The organism is Rhodanobacter sp. AS-Z3 (genome assembly GCF_029224025.1).
Taxonomy (GTDB): domain Bacteria; phylum Pseudomonadota; class Gammaproteobacteria; order Xanthomonadales; family Rhodanobacteraceae; genus Rhodanobacter.
Genome location: NZ_CP119392.1, coordinates 789605 through 808150, shown reverse-complemented (window position 1 = coordinate 808150; position 18546 = coordinate 789605). Strand labels below are relative to the sequence as shown.

Below are 18546 nucleotides of genomic sequence, written 5' to 3'. Positions count from 1 at the left end.
AAAAAGCAGCACATCGCTATAATGTCCGGTTCTTGAACCTTGCGGCGGTCGGTGAATGAATAGCAAAGCTCCCCATGAGCAACAGTCTGAAATCAAGGCGCTGATCGCCAAGGGCCTGGAACAGGGCTACCTGACCTACGCCGAGATCAACGACCACCTCCCCGACGACGTCGTCGATGCGGAGCAGATCGAAGACATCATGGCGGTGCTCAAGGGCGTCGGCATCGAAGTCCATGACGCCGCCCCCGATACCGACACCATCTCCGATGGCGCCGCTCCAGGTGGCGGCTCAGGCGATGACGATTCCGCCGCCGAAGAAGCCGTTGCCCTGCTTTCCGCCGTCGACGCCGAAGTTGGCCGCACCACCGACCCGGTGCGCATGTACATGCGCGAGATGGGTACGGTCGAGCTGCTGACCCGCGAAGGCGAAATCGCCATCGCCAAGCGTATCGAAGAAGGCCTTGGCCAGGTGCAAACCGCGCTGGCCAGCTTCCCGCTGACCATCGAACTGTTGCTGGAAGAATACGACCAGCACCTGGACGGCAAGCGCCGCCTCAGCGAAATCCTGGCCGGCTTCCTCGACCTGGAAGAAGCCGCCGACCTTGCCCGCAAGGAAAAGGAAGCCGCCGCCCTGCTCGCCCCTGAAGTCGAGGAAGGCGAAGAGGGTGAGGAAGACGACGACGATGCTTCCGAAGAAGAGGAAGAAGCCGGCCCGACCGGTCCGGACCCGGAAGAGGTCAAGCGCCGCATGGAATTGCTGCGCGAGTACTACGGCAAGTTCCAGAAGGCCGCGCCGAAAGCCGACAGCATCCTCGACAAGAAGATCGTCAAGCTGCGCGACCAGATGGCCGAGGAATTCCTCAAGCTCAAGCTGCCCAGCGCGCTGATCGACGGCTTCGTGCGCAAGCTGCGCGAAGTGGTCGGCGACATCCGCCACCACGAGCGTGTGCTGCTCGACATCTTCGTCAAGCAGGTGAAGATGCCGAAGGCCGAGTTCATCAAGACCTTCCCCAGCAACGAGGGCAACCTCGAGTGGGCGGCCGAGCTGGGTCGCAAGCGTCAGAAGTGGTCGCCGAACATCAAGAATCACCGCGAAGCCATCGACGCCGAGCAGGAAAAGCTCGCTGCCATCGAGCGCAAGCTGTTTCTGCCGCTGATCGACATCAAGGACATCAACCGCGCCATGGCCAGTGGTGAGGCGAAAGCCCGCCGCGCCAAGAAGGAAATGGTCGAGGCAAACCTGCGCCTGGTCATCTCCATCGCCAAGAAGTACACCAACCGCGGCCTGCAGTTCCTCGACCTGATCCAGGAAGGCAACATCGGCCTGATGAAGGCCGTGGACAAGTTCGAATACCGTCGCGGCTACAAGTTCTCGACCTATGCCACCTGGTGGATTCGCCAGGCGATCACCCGCTCGATCGCCGACCAGGCACGCACCATCCGCATCCCGGTGCACATGATCGAGACGATCAACAAGTTGAACCGCATTTCCCGTCAGATGCTCCAGCAGTTCGGCCGCGAGGCCACGCCGGAAGAACTGGCCAAGGAAATGGAGATGCCCGAGGACAAGATCCGCAAGGTGTTGAAGATCGCCAAGGAACCCATTTCGATGGAAACCCCGATCGGCGACGACGAGGACTCCCACCTGGGCGACTTCATCGAAGACGGCAACGCCAGCTCGCCGGTTGATTCGGCCACCGAGACCGGCCTGATGGAAACCGTGCGCGACGTGCTCGCCGGGCTGACCCCGCGTGAAGCGAAAGTGCTGCGCATGCGCTTCGGCATCGACATGAATACCGATCACACGTTGGAAGAAGTCGGCAAGCAGTTCGATGTCACCCGCGAGCGCATCCGCCAGATCGAAGCCAAGGCCCTGCGCAAGCTGCGTCACCCCAGCCGTTCCGAACAGCTGCGCTCGTTCCTCGACGTCGAGTAAACGTCAGCGCATCGCAAGACCGAAAAGCCCCGCCAATGCGGGGCTTTTCGTTATCGGCAACAAGAGAAGAACAAGATGTGGTGTGCACCCGCGCCCGCTACGTTAAACTGCCGCTCCTGCAAGGGCCTATAGCTCAATTGGTTAGAGCATCGGACTCATAATCCGCTGGTTCCAGGTTCAAGTCCTGGTGGGCCCACCAAATACATGTCCTAGAGTGTCCGGGTAAGTCCGAGAAACCTCTTAAAGCCCCGCGCAATGCGGGGTTTGTTGTCTCTGACTGTCCGAGAGAATCCGATTGCATCCGACTTAAACGTGAGTCAGGCTGTGAGTCATTACAGTGTTTCCAGCCCTACTGACTCACAATCCACTGACTCACACCGGGGATTCCACATGTTGACCGATACCAAGCTGCGCGCACTGAAGCCCCGTGCAAGTGCTTTCCGCATCGCTGATACCAACGGGCTGTGTATCGAAGTTCGCCCCACGGGAGCAAAGGCTTGGCGCTATCGCTATCGGCACGCCGGCAGCGCCAGCATCATCACGCTGGGCGAATACCCATTTATGTCGCTCGCCGAGGCACGGGCAGAACGTGACAAGGCACGTGCCTTGCTGAGAGGTGGAGCAAACCCGGCATATGTCGCGCGCGCCCAGCGCGCCCTGCAGGCCGAACATACGGCGAACACTTTTGAAGCTATCGCTACCGAGTTTCTAGCCAAACGTGAGAAGGAGGGCATGGGAGCCGGCAGCGTCATCCGCGCCCGCCGCCTGATCGAGAAAGACCTGGCCAGCATCGGCAACCTACCAATAACTGAAGTGACCGCCGTCGGATTACTGGCCGCATTACGCAAACTGGAACAACGCGGCATAGTGGAAACGGCTCACCGCGCACGCGGACTCGCCGGGCAGGTGTTCCGCTACGCCATCGCCACCGGACGCCTCGAACGCAACCCAGCCGGGGATCTTGCGGGCGCTCTGGAACAACCGCAGACAAAGCACTTCGCCAGTATCACCGAACCGGTAAAGATCGGTGAACTGCTGCGCGCCATCGAAAACTACAGTGGCTCGCCCGTTACGGTTGCAGCATTGAAACTTGCCCCACTGGTGTTTGTGCGTCCAGGCGAACTTCGCAAGGCTCAATGGGCCGACATTGACCTAGAGGCCACCGAATGGCGTTACACCGCCAGCAAGACCCACACACCGCACCTCGTCCCGCTGTCCAAGCAAGCGGTAGCGATCCTGCGCGAGCTGCACCCGCTTACCGGACGCCATGAGTACGTATTTCCTGGTGTTCGCAGTGTGCAGCGCCCCATGTCCGAAAACACAGTGACTGCCGCGCTGCGCTACATGGGTTTCAGCAACGAGACGATGAGCGGGCATGGCTTCCGCGCGATGGCACGGACGGTATTGGACGAAGTGCTGCATTTTCGCCCAGATTACATCGAGCACCAGCTAGCCCACGCGGTGCGCGACCCGAACGGCCGCGCTTACAACCGCACTGCGCATCTCGCCGAGCGCCGAAAGATGATGCAGGCATGGGCGGACTATCTGGATGGACTGAGAGCTACTTTTCGGGGGGATTACCAGATCATGTTGCCGATCGACCATCTGGCTTGATGAATGCAGTAGCTCCGCCGCACAAATGACGTCCCCAGCAAATGACGGTGAATTAGCGGAGAGACAGTTTGATGGCCGACTTCCTGACTGCTGCGGAACGAAGCGAACGAATGTCGCGGATCCGTGGCCAGAACACCAAGCCCGAATTGCTGGTACGCAAGTTTCTCCATCAGCAGGGCTTTCGTTATCGCTTACATGTAAAGGAGCTGCCTGGTCGGCCGGACCTAGTCCTGCCAAAATACGGGACAACTGTCTTCGTCGATGGCTGCTTCTGGCATGGCCATTCTTGTCAGGGTGGAAGGGTGCCGGCTACTAACACCTCGTTCTGGAAGGACAAGATCTCTGCCAATCAGGATCGTGACCAGCGTAACCGGCGCGCGCTTAGAAGGGGTGGTTGGCGGGTCATCCAGATCTGGGAGTGTCAGCTGTCGACGAAGATGGCGCGGGACAAGGCCCTCACCCGGCTGGCATCGAAGATCCGAGCCAGGTCGACAAGTGTGGCAAAATAAAAAGCTTTGGGATCCTTCGCTTGCAGAAGAACTTTTTAAGCGTAGTCGATTTGTTCGCGGGATGTGGTGGTTTTGGGCTGGGCCTCGAGCAGGCAGGCTTCACACCCATCTACGTCAACGAGCTCAATAAGGACGCGCGGGGTACATACATCTCCAACCGCATGGATCGACATGAGTGGTTTGCGCGTGACCTGAACAAGGAGACCTGGCTGAATCCATTCAGCTCATCCGACGCGCGGCGAATCGCCAAGAAGGACCATGTTCAGAAACTTGAGGACAGGTTCAAATCTGAGTTCGGCATCCACCATGGCGAGATCGACCTCATCGTCGGCGGGCCACCCTGCCAGGGCTTTTCCGGAATTGGACACCGGCGCTCGTATGCCGTGGACAAGAAGCTCCTGCCTTCAAACCACCTATACAAAGACATGGCACGGATCATCGGGCAACTCCGTCCCCGGGCCTTTGTGTTCGAGAACGTCCGAGGATTGCTGACAGGCCGTTGGACAGAGGGTGGCAAGAGTGGAGAGATATGGAAGGCTGTCAAGGAGTCATTCGCAGGCATTGGCGAATACAAGCTGGCTGCCGAATTGGTCTACGCCAAGAACTATGGGGTGGCGCAGAACAGGCCGCGCATCGTGCTGGTTGGAATCCGGCGGGACATCGCCGGATCCGTAACCTACAAGGATGAAGTCGAGACAATCGACGGGACTGGCATCTCCGGTGGATTCTTGCCCAGGGGTCAGCCAGATTCGGCCCCGAGCATCATTGATCTCCTTGGTGACCTTGTCGATCCGCTCCACCAAAATGGTGGCGTGACGCTGGGGTACCCCTCCAGAGCCATGTGCGAGGTGCAACGGCACTTCAGGACATCGGCCGACGGCACCAAGGTTGCCAGCAAAGGCGATCCCATCACCGAGCACGAGTACAGCAAACATCGCTCCGACATCATCGAAAAGTTTCGCGCCATGATCCATGGGGATGAGGTCGAAGCCACGAAGAAATTCGCGCAGCGCGTCCTTCCTAGGGAGTGGGGGCTGTCTGGACCAACGATCACCGCCACGTCGCTGCCTGACGACTACGTGCATTTCGAGCAACCCCGTACGTTGAGTGTCCGAGAGTGGGCGCGCCTGCAAGGTTTCCCGGATTGGTACCAATTCAAGGGTAAGCGCACCACTGGTGGTGTCCGCCGTGCAGGCAATCCGCTCGAAGGACTCCATTTTCGCGAGCTCCCAAAATACACGCAAATAGGAAATGCGGTCGCCGTGCCGATGGCCAAGGCAATTGGGGAACATCTGGCAGGAATACTTCGTAGCGGGTTGCTAGAAAGAAATTAACTACCGAAGCCGGATGTTTTGTTCTGAAAACTGGGCTGTTGATCTAGTTCGCTTTGAACGAATTATTGGGCCTCAGCATGCTTCTGGTGCTCATCGGGACCAAGGACAATTTGCCCAAGCCGTGCATAGAAAATGTCGTTGATGGCACACCCCGGCTTCAGCTTCCGGAGCAACGACCAACCATCTAAATCAACCGACACGGCATCACTCCACGATGATGGGTAACCGAGTTCTTGGAGCGCATCCTGAAATGTCATGCCAGCGTCATCAAACACCTCCTTGGTGAAATGCCACTGAGGGTCGACTACCGTACGAAAGTTGACGTAGCAGTCATAGACGATGCGAGTAACGGATGTCAGGTAAGCCGCGCATGCTTCTGACGCATCCATCATTTTTAGGGAAGCAGGGTGCACTAGGACATGCCTTGGGGCAGTACCGTTTAGCTGTGCCGACAAGTAGTGGCGAAGGTTTTCCGGGTTGACCTTGCCAATGGGATTTTCCCCCGTCTTTTGGGTGGAGTTCCGAAACTCAACGAAGTGCGGGGCAAGCAAGTCTGCTTTCAGGCTAGTTTGTGCGACGGAATACCACACATCGAATCCATCAACGCCCGTGAGGCTTGTCTGCAGAGCAAAAGTCACGCTGCGTGATGCTGATACAAAAGCGCTGAAGCAATATTTGGCTTCTTGCGAGTGCCGGCCGGATTCCGACAGAAGGCTTAAGAAATACTCGGCTTCTCTCAGCTTCTCTTCTACGAGACCGAACGAACGCATCATGAGGGCCTAGTAAGTGCGCGCCTGAGTTCGAATGACGTTTAGCTCCACTCGTTCCGGCGGTAGAACGGCGATCCCTTGATGAACTCCCCGGCCACGTCATGCGTCTTGTAGAAGCACTCGTGCAAGCCCAGAACCTTGATGCGCTCCGCAACTTGCTGCAAGGCAGATGGATCATTCAAGCCCAATGGACCTAGGTCCTTTGCGGAAATGTTCGGCACCTTGTGCAGGAACCACGTCAGAAGCATCTCGCGGTAATCCGTGGCTCCGGCCTTGAAGTGACTCAAGTATTGGGAGGCCAAGATTACGCCCACGCCGAATTCGCGGCCTTGCAGCAATACCTTGCGCAGCACATCAAACTCGTATTGCATGATGTTGTCTGCCTCGTCCACGAGCAACATTGAATCCACGACGCGCATATCCCCGTTCTTTCCCAGGAATGGGCGCTTTGGGATCCTGAGCATGCGCTCGTAGAACACGTTGAGCATGATCGCTACGAGCATGCTCTTCGTCCGGTCATCCTGGCCGAGGTCATTCAAGGCAATCACAACCACGCCTTTCAGGAACTCGTCAGGCCCCACGATCGAAGCCTGATCCTCAGCGAACAGGTCCATGTCAACGATGTCGCCAAGGATGCCGGAAAGAGAGTCCGCCCCGCCTTTCAATGCGGCCACGTAATTCCGGTGGACATCATGGATAGTCGGATAGGCTCCGTCCGCGTATCCCTTGTAGGCATCCCTGATGGCGTTCTTCAACCTATCACGCTGCACTGGCCCGATGCCGGGGTAGATCTTGTCCAATACGTCTGCAAAGAAACGGTAGCGTTCCAGCCAAGGGGTTATGGCTTGCGAGGAGGCCGAGAGATCGAACAAGTTCAAGGGCAGTTGTTGTGGCCTGATGACGCGCGCGCCAGTGGCCTGAACGAAATCCTCGGTGCTGTAGTCCTTTTTGTAGTCGAAGATGAGGACATTGGGTTTGATGCCCCTGTTCCCTGTTTCGCCATCTGCGATTTGGAACACAAGTGATTTTAGAAGTTGCGTCTTCCCGGTGCCAAGGTCACCAACTACGCCCATGTTCATCTGGTTAAGGGCGGTACTACCAAGGTTGAGGTGGCGAATGTGAGTCTGAAAACTGTCCAGTGCCTCCCCGACCCTTAGATTCAAACCTGTCTGTGCGGAGCCATCTTCAGTGGCCGGAGCTTCCGATGGCATTACTGGGACAATATCCTTGTCGTCCTGTACCAGCTTCAGGGTTCCCACGGCGGAAACGACTTCTGCCTGTGGTTCTCCCATAGGTCCCTCTTGCCCCGTAGCCGTCGTCGTAGCAGCCGAAGCGTTCGTTGCATCGGTGAATATGGCTTCTATCGGTGCTACGACTATCGGTACTACGACTTCCAAGGCTTTTGTCGAGGGGAGTAGAGCCCAGTCAGCCAAACTTTCCTTCATCGATTTGTAAAGAGCACCGGTCTTCCCTTGGACGATCAAACTCGCATCGGCCTGCGAAAGCTCAATGGTCTCCCGGAAACCATCACCGTCCGTGTCGCGAGGGCCGCTAACGGCGGACCCATCGATCACGATAAGCCGCCCAGCCTCATCCACTTCTACAACCATTTCGGAGGAAAGGACGGCCTCCATGACCTTTGATTGCAGGCCTGACCATATGGACGCACGGCCACCTTCGGCCAGATGCTGGCTGTAGACGCGAAAGCCATAGCCAATCATCGAATTAAGCAGGTTCTGGTAGGCCAACCGCCAGAGCAACATCTCTTGATCGTCGGTATATGTCTGGCGTAGCGTCTGCAACAGTGCGGAGAGGGATTTTGCCTGTGACAAGGCATCCAAGCGCAACGCAGATGTCATTTGTGCATTTCCGCTGCGATTCTTCACCTCTATCGGGGTCAATTTGCACCTGACCGATGAGTCACTGATCAACAGTCCGACCACGACTAGATCCGGGCGATGCATGGTGGGCTTCTTGATAGCCTTGCCCAGATCCTCTAGGTATCGTTGGAACGGGTCAACGGGAATGACCAAGGTAATTTGATGTTCACCTGCATTCTCCACCCAAGGTTGCAGCAGGCCATCATTCGCGCCGGATCCCCTGAAGCTATCTTGAAGTAGGCGCGTGGCAACGAACAACCCAAGGTCACCCGCGGCGCCCGAATTTCCAGCGGACAAGCCGCGCACGGTTGGTATGCCGCGTCGCGCCACTTCCTGGACGATGGCGGACAATTCTTCCTGCGGGAGGGTGCTGCAGTCTGGCAGTCGCTGAAGGACGATCTTCATCGTTTCAAGGTCAAGCGGTTTGATGCGAGAGAGCAGGTAGTACCCATTGCTATCGCCGGACCTGCCTGAATACGAGGGCAGCTCGTAGTCCCACAAGTAAGTGCCTTCAAGCCAGTTGCCGAGAAAGCAGGCCGTATCCACCGCAGACGATGAAACGGCCGCAAATTCAGCCTTGTCCAGCGCCTTCTTGACCGCATTGATGCTTGGGGCGAAGACATATCCCATCGGACTGGATGCCCAGCCTTCGAGCCTTGCGATTGCCTTGGCAGTATTGTCGGCAATGCCATCACCGGAAACGCGCGCGGGGCCAGCAATCCGCGACTCGCACAGGAACTGGCCGCCGCCAGTCCTTTGCTGTTCTCGAATCCTGGCCCGTACCAATCCCCCCACCCCGAGGGGTGAGGTCAACCTCGTTGGCAGCGCTGCTGCATTGGATGTCTCCAACTGGGCAATGATGGCGAGGTCGTGTGAATCGGTGGACTCGGGAGCCGAGTACCACTGGACGGCATTGGAGGTATCTTCGGCAAGGTTCGAGATTTCCGCATCATCCGGGCGCACGTCCTCGCCACGCTCGTCGAATATATGGACCTCGCTGGCACCAATGCGTAGTGCGTGTTGAAGGTCACTCCCATCTTCGGAGAAATGCTTTCGTCCCCAGGACAGGATGCCTTCGTTGCAGGCGTTATTTTGCCCGGCCGCACTGGAAACCAGCACCCCGATGACAGGCTTCGCCACCAGCATCTCGCAGACATCGTCCATTGCGCGATGGACTTGGGAGACGCTGAAGCCACTGGAAATGCCACCCACCAGAAGGCCCATTTCGCGGTCAAGCGGGGCCGATGCCCCGAGCTTCGCCAATTTGTCCAGACGGCTGGTATTCCAAAGGATGCTCCAATAATCAGAACTGCATTCAACGGAAAAATACGTGACATCGTTCGTGCCACCGGTGGCATCTCGCAATGGCAGAACAATGGTATCCGGCACGCAATCAGGGTCCATGATGCTTGCCGCCGGGCATGGTAACTTTCTGGATGCAAGGTACATTGCGCGTTGCGCGAGGCATTGCCAGGCAAGCCGGATGGGGTGGAGCGGTGAAACTATGATTGCGTTTGGCACCTGCGCGAGGGTCTCACCATCGCTCTCCAACTCAATGACCAAGCCGATATCACACCAGCATGCCTCCGCCGGGGATGAAGACAGCCAATCCAGGTACGACCGAATATAGGCGTCAACCGCCGATTCGAACTCCTTGTCCGTCACCAACAATTCGCCGAGGTTGGCGGATTCGATCAAGTCATTCCCTTCCACACCGCGAACTTTGGCTGCAATTGCCTGCCTTGCCGTAGTAAACGACATCGGCGGCTGCATATCAGCTGGGGCAGGCCGGGGGTCGTTCAAGAACCTAGCCGCAGAGAAGATGGTTTCTTCTGGCGAGGACCAATCACGTCGCCGCCATTCAGATGCATAGTCTGCGGCAAGCACGAAGGGATAGTACGAGCGCGCTACGCACGACTCGTCGAGCATCCACCCCTGTAGCTGAGCGCTTCGCGCTTGGCTGTTCGCATGCACTGCCCTGGGCAATCGCCCGCTCTCACGCCGGGAATTTCGTGCCAAGTGGAACTCGAAGTAACTGGTGCATTCCTCGGCCGCCGATTCGTTCGCCAACAGGTAAATCCGGAACTTCTCCTTCTTGGAAGTACTTGTGTTGACTACATCGAATTCGTAGAACCTCTCCCCGCCTGCTTCTACCTCCATGCCGTACTCATGTTCGGACACGCGGCCGATCCGGACCGGCTCGATGTCTTCATCCTGGCTGCTGCCTAGAGCCTCCATGGAAGCTATTTCCACGCCCGGCCGGGCATAGATGTCCAGATAGTGGCGCCCTGTCCCAGACATTTCCAAGGTTGTCTCAATGGGCTTTCCGGGGGTGAGCTTCGGAACTTTTCCCTTCGTAGCCGTCCTTGAGAAAACGATCAGGCCAGGTTCCCACGTAGCGAGTGAGATCAGTTTGAGCGTGGCCTTCCTTGTATCGAGACCGATGGCCTCTACGGCATATTTCACCGGCGATTTGTGCAGGGGAATCGAGTCATCCTCTAGTTCCAATTCGCCTTTGCCGGATAGGATCCACTCCCTCCTGTTGCCTACGCCACCCGGGCCTTCCCGTGTCACACGGACCTGAGGCACTTCAGCATCCTCGGGCAACCGCACGTGTATCCGAATGCGGGCTACATCCTTTACCACGGGCGCAAAGCCCTTCATTTGGATGGCTAGCGGGTTCGCGCACGAAACCTCAATTTCGGCGTTGGGCGCATCCTCCTCTAGCAGCGACTCCCATCGCTGCAACGTTAGTGCCTTCCACCATGCAGGTGGGGGCTCAATGTCATCCGGCGCGTAGAAATAAGGCATTGACCGCTTGAGGGCCGTGACCACTTCGCACTTGCGGCGAATGTGCGCTAGGAATGCATCCAGACTTTCCGACTCCGCTTCATCCCTTGCGCGAGCTTTTAGCTGCTCAATGCCAGTTCCCAGATTCACGCTTTCGAACTTGTCGACCAGCGCGTCAAGCACGGATGACTTGCGATCTGCATCCACCTGACCATCCTCGGAAAGAGGAAACCCTGCAGCAAGACTGATACGAGCATCCAAGGCCATGCCGGAATCACGCAGTTCCCACAGTCCCTCGATCACCTTCCATGCCCCGCTCCTGCTTACTTCATGCTGGCTGGCGGCATCCGCTGCGACGACGGCCTCGTGGACCAGTCGCGTCGCCTGGTCCAATTGCATGGAATCGCCATCCCCAAGGCCCTTTTCCACCATTTCCTGGACAAATGGGTCATGCCACCAAGTGGAAATAGGGGTGCCGCCCTTATGGGCTATAGCAGCGACACCAAATGCCTTGCGGGTGGATTCATGCGTGTCGCTTATTTGCCCGTCGGGTGCAATCAGCGTGAGGAAGGTCCCGCAGCCAGGGGCATTTCGGATACTCGCCAAGCCGTGGAATGAACAAAGGCCCGACTGGCCAACCCCGGCTACGAGGGAACCGTCTGGGACGTCCTCGACTTGGAGCACCACGGGGTAGGAAATTCTCGTGTCATCGGTCGTCATCGCCTCAAGCAGGTGACCATCGCCCGCAAGTAACTCGAACACTTCCCTGAGCATGATTGCCGGCGGGGCGCAGAACACGGCCCGGCATTCGCGACTTCCATCGGAGAGCGATAGAATCTCCGTGGCCATCCGATCCTTGACCCAAGTTGCCATTGCGTGTGCGAGTTTGCTCAAGAGACCACCACTTCAGTTTGCAAAAGGAGGGACAAGCAGCATCCCACTCTCGGCGTCCGGGCTATCTAGCACTAAGCCAAGCATGCGCAATTGGCGGCCAAGGTCGCTATCGTTCAAGCCATGAAGGTCGAATTCGATCCCATACGACCCTAGATGCTTGGCAAGCCGCTGCACCGAGCGCGGACCCTTGACCTCATGTAGACAACAATGAGTCATGGCGAGAACTGATGCAGGTCCGAGCGCAAGCACCCATGCAGCATTTCGCGCCGCGCCGCGCTTCCTGAGGAAATATCCCTGATCGTATCCCCGCAGGGTTTCGTCCATCGTCTGGCGCTGACCGAGTGTGTATTGGGCGAACTCCATCAAATTGGCACCAATCCCCTTCTTGCAGGTTATGGTGCGGGTCTCACGGTCAGACAGTTCGTTGAGTGACTCGATAACCCCTGCATCTACCAGTCCCTTCCGCCGAGCCTTAACGGTCGTTAGAAAAGCACGAATTCCTGATATGGAATCCAAATTGGCTACCGGGATCTTCATCTCGTCCAATGCCCAAAGCACCCGATTCAAGCCGAGTCGCGCGGACAAATATTTGGACGTGTAATCCCGAAGCATGGGAATCGCTGGATGGCCAAAGGAAAGCATCCTTTTCTTCACCGAAAGCACTTGGGATACAACTTCGTCCTCGGAAACTGGCACCTTGGCGCCATCGCTTTCCAGCACTGCACGGGCAATCTTCCATATCCTGTCGTTTACATCGCACAGCCAAAGCACATGGCTCACGGTGCCGAGCCGTAGCACCGCTTCCAGCAAGCTGATCCATTGGCGTCGGGTCATTGCAGGCTTGGCTTGGATGATTCCGTCCAAATCGGCGACGAACTGCTTTGCAGGGTATTGAAATCGCGATCGGTCGGCCGGTGGAAATCCGCCAAGCGCAGGCAATGCCGTGGGCTGCCATTCCGCTCCCGCCTTCCGGCGTAGCTCAAATTCCTCTTGAAGCCAGCGCGCCCATACATCATCGGTGGTGCCGACATCCAGTGCCTCATGTAGGTGTTGCCACGCTTTCGCGGCAGCCTCATCGGAAGACGCCCCCATCTGCACGATCCGCTTCACGAGCTGGCCTGGATTCCAAGGGTTGCCGCTCAATCTAGCCGCGCCCGAATAAAGCGCTGTATCCGGCACAACCGGGGACAGCGACATGAACCGCTTCGAGGATTGCTGCGAAACCTTGGGGCTCTGGACGAGTCGATCCAGAACCGTCCGCCAGGTATCCGGTTGGATCGCGCCGACAGTTGCGTCCTTCTTTTTTGCTTTGTCCGCAGCCTTGCTAAGTTCGTCACCAAGTCCCTTTACTTGTTTCTCAGAAACATCCCTGAAGCCCGATGCTCGATAGAGCGAGGACAACACTACTTCGCCGGTCGAGAACTCCGGGGCCGGCCGGATATTGAACATGGACTTTTCGAACGCTTGATGCGATTTGCCCTGCCCCCATGGCTCCTTGAGGAACTCTTGTTCTGACATCAGACCTGCTCCTTGCGAATCAGGAAAGTCCCGAAATTACGCACGATCACGTCATCCCGTATACCAAGGTGGATCTTGCTTCCTTCGAGTGTCTCCTCATCGCGCACTACCGATCCAGCCAGTTTTGCGCGGGTGGTATCTAGGAGTGCGACGACGGATCGAGGTAACGACGCAGGAACCATTCCTTTCCGCAGGGACGTTGTGGCCTTGAACAATTCGTAGGTCAGGGCGACTGGTTGTGCTGCGGTGCCAGACCCTACGCTTAGAAAACGAACAGGAAACCTTGGCCTGCTGTCATCCAATACTTGAGGCATGGGGCGAACCCTTTGTATGTCAGTCGTCAGTATCACCCGGCGTTCTGGGGGAGGTAGCGGCTCGCCAAATGTCGTGTTCAGGCTAACGACAAAACGACGATCTTTGCTGTTGAGCAGCCCTTCGACTTGCTGGGTTGCCACTTGTAACGCGGACGCGTCGCCATTGAGGACTTGGTTGAATTCAGCCAGGACATCCGAGTCCTTGGTAATTCCGCACCTGACTCCGATGGATCGACGGGCGATGCGACATGCAATAAGCCTAACGAATGCCTGAATCCTTTCGGCCACCGCAGGCTTGCGGCGCCTGGTGGACTCGTCCGAGAGCATCACGTCGGCAACTTCTAGCGCTTTAAGGAGATCAATCTCGATCGACGATAGGCATTGGTACTTCTGGAGGAACCTCCGCGCCTCCTGAATTGAAAGGCTGAAGCGTCGGTCTAGGTCCTCGAACCTGATGGTGGTGTTGGCGCTAACGGCTACTTCCAGTGCGGGACTCGCAAAGGCGGGGTCCAGGTAGCTGCCCATGCCAGCCAGCTGCGTGCGCAATGTAGATGTTGATTCCTTTCTTTTGTCCAACGCGAGGAACTGCTGCAGCGCAACCAGCGCCGGTTGCGTATCCACCTTCAACTCTTTTATATCGCGCTTGAGTGCTGAGGCCTTCTCCACTGGCCAGGCTCCAAACAATGCATGCTGGTATTGGGCCGCAACTAGCTTGAATAGGCCTCGCACTCTCTTCGCCTCTGCTTTCACCGGGTCCCGCTCTTTGGGGGACAGCAACGATGCCGACCACCGGCAGGGGTGGTAAGTGCCAACGCCAGCCGACTCAGTCGTGCCGGCTAGCAAGAAGGCCGTTAGCGAAAAGAGATCCCGAAAGTTCCACCGCTTGCCGCTGGCAATCTCGAACCAGCGCAGTATCTGGATGTACGAGGACCGATGGGGCTCACCGGCGAGTAATTTCCTGTTGATGCAGAACGGGCAATGGTCGCCGGCCTCACAGCTCGCGAATTCAGGCCACATTTCTTCCCTCGTAGCCACATTGAGCACTTGTCGCGCGGCCGATGCAACGCTATTTGTCTCCTCGGCCAGCGACTCCACATCCATTGGCCAGACCCCGAAGCCCGGGTAACCATCAAGAGGCCAACAAGCTATCCCCTTGGCTACCAATGAAGCGGATTGGACTACCTGCTTGATCAATCCCACCACCTTGGAGTCGCCCCGCTCAGTGGACAAGATCAAGGCATCATCCAGTACGCCACGATTGACGCAGGCCATGTAGACATATCCCTCATTCCCCTCCAGCAGCATGCGCATGTCGTTACACACGTGCTCCGCAGGAGTGGCGCTATCTCCTTGTTCGCCCTCGGAGCCATCTTGGACGAGGGCGATTGTCGAGATTCGGCTACATTTCGGGAACTGCGTCTTGTTAGTTTGGACGAGCCGCGGGGTAAGGTCGCCTTCCCCGGAATACTGCGCTGCGAATTCCTCGCGCAGTGCCCCATCTAGTTGCATCGCGGCATCAAGCTCCTGAATCGTGTACTCGATAGCCTCGGTCTTGCCGTTGCCAGGCCCGCCGATCAACAGCACCGCTCTGGGCGTGCCTTCCTTGCCGCTCGCTATGTTCTGGGCCCAGACGGATAGGCGCTTGAGCAACCTTGTCGTGATCACGTCACCGGAGGGGCGGCCACTCCCCTTGTAGAAGAGCTTCTTCACGCCGCCGGCCCTGTCTCCAGACCAATCCAACAATCCTTCAGGATACTTATGCATCACTTCCCCTGCGAAGTCAGTCGCATCAATCAGGCCCTTCCGGGCGCATATCAGCTTGGCGGTTTATACGGTCGTCTTACAAGGGTAACCGACGAGATGTGGGTCCGATCAAATTAGATTCGTGCAGCTTCTGGATTCCCGTCCATAAGTGAGAGGTTGTGGAGAGAGCCGTGCCCCCAGCGGCCTTCGGCGAGCATGTTGACACTGGACTTTCTAGGAATCGGCAGATTTTCGCATGGTCACCATCCTGGTCGACGTACGCATCCAAATTGTCGATCGGAATTATTTTCAGATCTATACCACTCCACGGAGAGCGGTAGAGAGTCCTCGCGCATGAGCTGGCGCCGCAAGCTTCGCTATCGATTGCGTGCCAGCCTTTTGTTTGCTGGTAGCGACCGCGGCGGGAAGGTCATCGAAAATCTGGGTCTCTAAGCGACTCGCATCAGGCGCCTGTTCCAACGCTGCCTTCGTCGTCCTGCGAAGCCGCAATCAAGCTACGGCTGCCGACATCCACGTCGTTACTGCCTCTATTTGGCTCCGTTCGTTTCTTAATCTTCCCAAGCCCCCACGCATAGAGCCCGGCCTCACGGCCGGGCTCTATGCGTTTATGCCGTCATTAAGGAGTTCGTCATGCAACTCGCGCAATCTTTGACTCACACCCGTTACAAGCTCACGGGCGAGACCACCGAACAGGACGTACTCGCCGCAGCCGAAGCTATCCTGAAGTGCCGGCTGGAACGTCAAGGGAGCATTGGCACTCCGATGGACGCCAGCGACTTTCTGCGTATGCGCTTGGGCGCGCTCCTGCACGAAGAGTTTCACGTCCTGTGGCTGGACAACCGCCACCGTATCCTCGATTGCCAGAAGCTTTTCACCGGCACCGTCGATGGGGCGAGTGTTCACCCCAGGGAAGTGGTGCGAGCGGCGCTGGTCATCAACGCCAGTGCGGCAATCCTTGCGCACAACCACCCCAGTGGCATAGCCGAGCCCAGTGCGGCCGATCGGATGCTCACCCACGAGCTTCGTGATGCACTGAGGCTCATTGGTGTCCGTATTCTTGACCACATCGTGGTGGGAAGTGAGTGCGTCAGCATGGCGGAGCGTGGTCTTCTGTGAAGGCCCGCGGCGGTTCAAGAACTTGGATGCAGCACCAATGAGGTTGATCATCCGAACCAAAAGCCAATGATCAGCTCGCCCGCAACTTGATCGAATCTGGCTCGATAGACTGCTATCGGCGGGAGCGGTCCTCCGAAAGGGCGCGCCAAACCGGGTATTCGGCCAGCATCTGCATCGTGCGCAGAATGTTCGGAGTGCCTAGCTCGCAGGCACGTCGCGTGCTGGTTACGGGGAAGGCTGGTGGGGCTCCTTCGCCGTTGCATCCGGTTTGGTCTGGGTCAATTCCAGCTCGCCCTGCGGGGGCTCCGGCGGCAACGGAAGATCCTGCATCCGCACCGTCTTTAAACCATTAGCGGTTGCTCTAGCGATCAACCGCTTGTCGTCGGTATACAGCGTGTGGGCTCCGGCCACCTTGGCGATTGCAAGGATCTGGCGGTCGAACTTCACCTTCGCCTTGGTGTCCTTCGGGCCTAGTTTCTTCCCCAGTGTTGGATCGTTCAGGCAGGCACATTCGACAGCCGCAATCTGGTCGAATGCGACAATGGAGAAGGCGGCCGACTGATTGATTTCGCCCAACAGCTGGACCTTTCCAGGCCCCACGCTGACCATTAGCTCTGCGAGTACAGGGGTGGGCACGACAACACGGACACCCGCTTCGCTCAGGTTCTTGAGCAGCAACTCTACGCGCTCCCGGCACTTCGGGATGGGATCACCATCATTCCCGAGCGGGGCGCTGGCATCAGGCTGGAGGATAAACAGAAGGGTTGCGGTGTCAGCGACGACCATCAGTCTTCATCCCTCTCTTGCGCGATCCGACGCCATGCATCAGGAAGCCACGTCTCCGAGGCCGGCAGGGCCCGTATTCGACCCAGCGCCTCCATCAGAGTCTCCGCGCGAAGTTCCTCAAACTGGTGAGCCTTCAGCGCATCGTAGGACCACTCACCATCATCGTTCCGGGTTGCGCGCACGGTACCAGTCAGACGAATCACTCCCTCGAAGAGGTGGGGCGCAAGCTCACGCGCCAGTCCCCTGGACACCTCGAAGCTCCAGGTCTGTCCATCAGCATCCTGGATCGAGGCATGTGCGGTTTTGTCTTTTCCGCCGATACGGACTAGCTGTCCGTCACGAGAGAATGCCTGGGTGAACGGCCCCAGCTTCGGGGGGCGCGACTCCTTGCGTCCAGGGAACACAAGAATGTTGCTGTTGTTGAGCTTGAGCGTACCCCCGGCATTGTCGCTGCGGAGCATCTCATTGAGCTTCCGGTAGCGGTCCCCCCTCGTGCCCCGAACGCCCATGCGCGCTTCGTTGACGTTGTTGCGAACCTTGATGACGGCAGGCCGCTCCACCTTCACGGCCAGCTTGGCGCTGCCCTTCGTGACCTTCTCGAAGTGGACGTTGTCCTCTTCACCCAGCATGGCGGCCAGTTCTGCCATGTACGCCGCCAACCGAGCCATCGGGATGGTCTCGGGGGTGAAGGCATCTATGCGAAAAACGTAGCGGTCATCGTCCAGCATGGGCGTCTCTTGCGAGGCGGAGTGGGGCCATATGGAAGCACCATGTTATCGCACCCACCGAGACTCTAGTCTTCCACATTCTGAAGCGTCCTCGTTCTTCCGTGTCAGCCGGAAGTAGATGTGGTTGATGATGCCATGGCATGGGTGTCAGGCGTTCTTCAATATATGCCCGCTTCGGGCCAGTTTCTACCAGTCGCAGCTGCGCGGTCGTTGTAAAGCCCGCAAGGGCTGTTATCGGCCGATAGTGAGCTTCTAACTGGATGTCGGCTTCCGACCCTAAGCTGGCTCCCACCTTCCTCATTTGGTCGCCGCAAAGCGGACGCTCAACCGCCTCGGGCGATCCGTGTGCAAAATGACGGTGCGCATTAACCCATGGTGTCTATGCCCTACTACAAGAACATGTCCCCCTGTAGGGTGGTGCGTCGCTTCGTATCTCCTGAGATTCATCGAGCTTAATGAGTAAGACAAGGACAATCTAGAGAAGCCATTCCTGTCATGGGAGAATACGGTGCTCATCAAGCATGACGCAGATAGATCGCGCCTGCTTGGTCAGATGTGGACAAGGCTTGCTAACATCATACTGGGACGTGTTG

General features: G+C 57.6%; 11 protein-coding genes and 1 tRNA gene. 6 read left to right on the top strand and 6 right to left on the bottom strand.

Annotation, left to right across the window (positions count from 1 at the left end; all coding sequences use genetic code 11):
- Nucleotides 1-55: 55 nt before the first annotated feature.
- From rpoD to dcm, 5 genes are all read left to right on the top strand, one after another.
- Nucleotides 56-1936 (top strand): RNA polymerase sigma factor RpoD, encoded by a 1881-nt coding sequence (gene rpoD / locus PY254_RS03410; protein ID WP_281014072.1) that lies wholly within the window; start codon nt 56-58, stop codon nt 1934-1936.
- 122 nt (nt 1937-2058) lie between these two features.
- A tRNA-Ile gene (locus PY254_RS03405) sits at nt 2059-2135 on the top strand.
- A gap of 191 nt (nt 2136-2326) precedes the next feature.
- A complete protein-coding gene (locus PY254_RS03400; protein ID WP_281014071.1) occupies nt 2327-3550 on the top strand; it encodes a tyrosine-type recombinase/integrase in 1224 nt (407 codons plus the stop codon).
- A 71-nt stretch (nt 3551-3621) separates the two neighbouring features.
- Nucleotides 3622-4059 (top strand): very short patch repair endonuclease, encoded by a 438-nt coding sequence (locus tag PY254_RS03395; protein WP_281014070.1) that lies wholly within the window; start codon nt 3622-3624, stop codon nt 4057-4059.
- Entirely contained in the window at nt 3969-5393 is a 1425-nt protein-coding gene (dcm, locus tag PY254_RS03390; RefSeq protein WP_281014069.1) for a DNA cytosine methyltransferase, read from the top strand. The genes PY254_RS03395 and dcm overlap by 91 nt, the downstream gene beginning before the upstream one ends.
- Nucleotides 5394-5455: 62 nt before the next feature.
- On the opposite strand, the gene PY254_RS03385 is transcribed toward dcm, so the two are convergent.
- Genes PY254_RS03385 through PY254_RS03370 form a run of 4 tightly spaced genes read right to left on the bottom strand, consistent with a single transcriptional unit; the run spans nt 5456 to nt 15323 of the window.
- A complete protein-coding gene (locus tag PY254_RS03385; RefSeq protein ID WP_281014068.1) occupies nt 5456-6166 on the bottom strand; it encodes an Ea47 family protein in 711 nt (236 codons plus the stop codon).
- 38 nt (nt 6167-6204) lie between these two features.
- The gene (locus PY254_RS03380; RefSeq protein ID WP_281014067.1) at nt 6205-11727 is read right to left on the bottom strand and encodes a hypothetical protein; all 5523 of its coding nucleotides are present in this window, start codon (nt 11725-11727) and stop codon (nt 6205-6207) included.
- A 12-nt stretch (nt 11728-11739) separates the two neighbouring features.
- The gene (locus tag PY254_RS03375) at nt 11740-13245 is read right to left on the bottom strand and encodes a hypothetical protein (RefSeq protein ID WP_281014066.1); all 1506 of its coding nucleotides are present in this window, start codon (nt 13243-13245) and stop codon (nt 11740-11742) included.
- The gene (locus PY254_RS03370; protein ID WP_281014065.1) at nt 13245-15323 is read right to left on the bottom strand and encodes a hypothetical protein; all 2079 of its coding nucleotides are present in this window, start codon (nt 15321-15323) and stop codon (nt 13245-13247) included. The genes PY254_RS03375 and PY254_RS03370 overlap by 1 nt, the downstream gene beginning before the upstream one ends.
- 630 nt (nt 15324-15953) lie before the next feature.
- Between PY254_RS03370 and PY254_RS03365 the strand changes: the two genes are divergently transcribed.
- On the top strand, nt 15954-16439 hold the full coding sequence (locus PY254_RS03365) for a JAB domain-containing protein (protein WP_281014064.1): 486 nt from the start codon (nt 15954-15956) through the stop codon (nt 16437-16439).
- A 225-nt stretch (nt 16440-16664) separates the two neighbouring features.
- Here the strand turns inward: PY254_RS03365 and PY254_RS03360 are convergent, their stop codons facing one another.
- Together PY254_RS03360 and PY254_RS03355 are read right to left on the bottom strand one after the other, a co-directional pair.
- Nucleotides 16665-17225, bottom strand: coding sequence for a PIN domain-containing protein (locus tag PY254_RS03360; protein WP_281014063.1), 561 nt, complete (start codon nt 17223-17225; stop codon nt 16665-16667).
- On the bottom strand, nt 17225-17953 hold the full coding sequence (locus PY254_RS03355; RefSeq protein WP_281014062.1) for a hypothetical protein: 729 nt from the start codon (nt 17951-17953) through the stop codon (nt 17225-17227). Before PY254_RS03355 ends, PY254_RS03360 begins: the two co-directional genes overlap by 1 nt.
- Between the last annotated feature and the right edge of the window lie 593 nt (nt 17954-18546).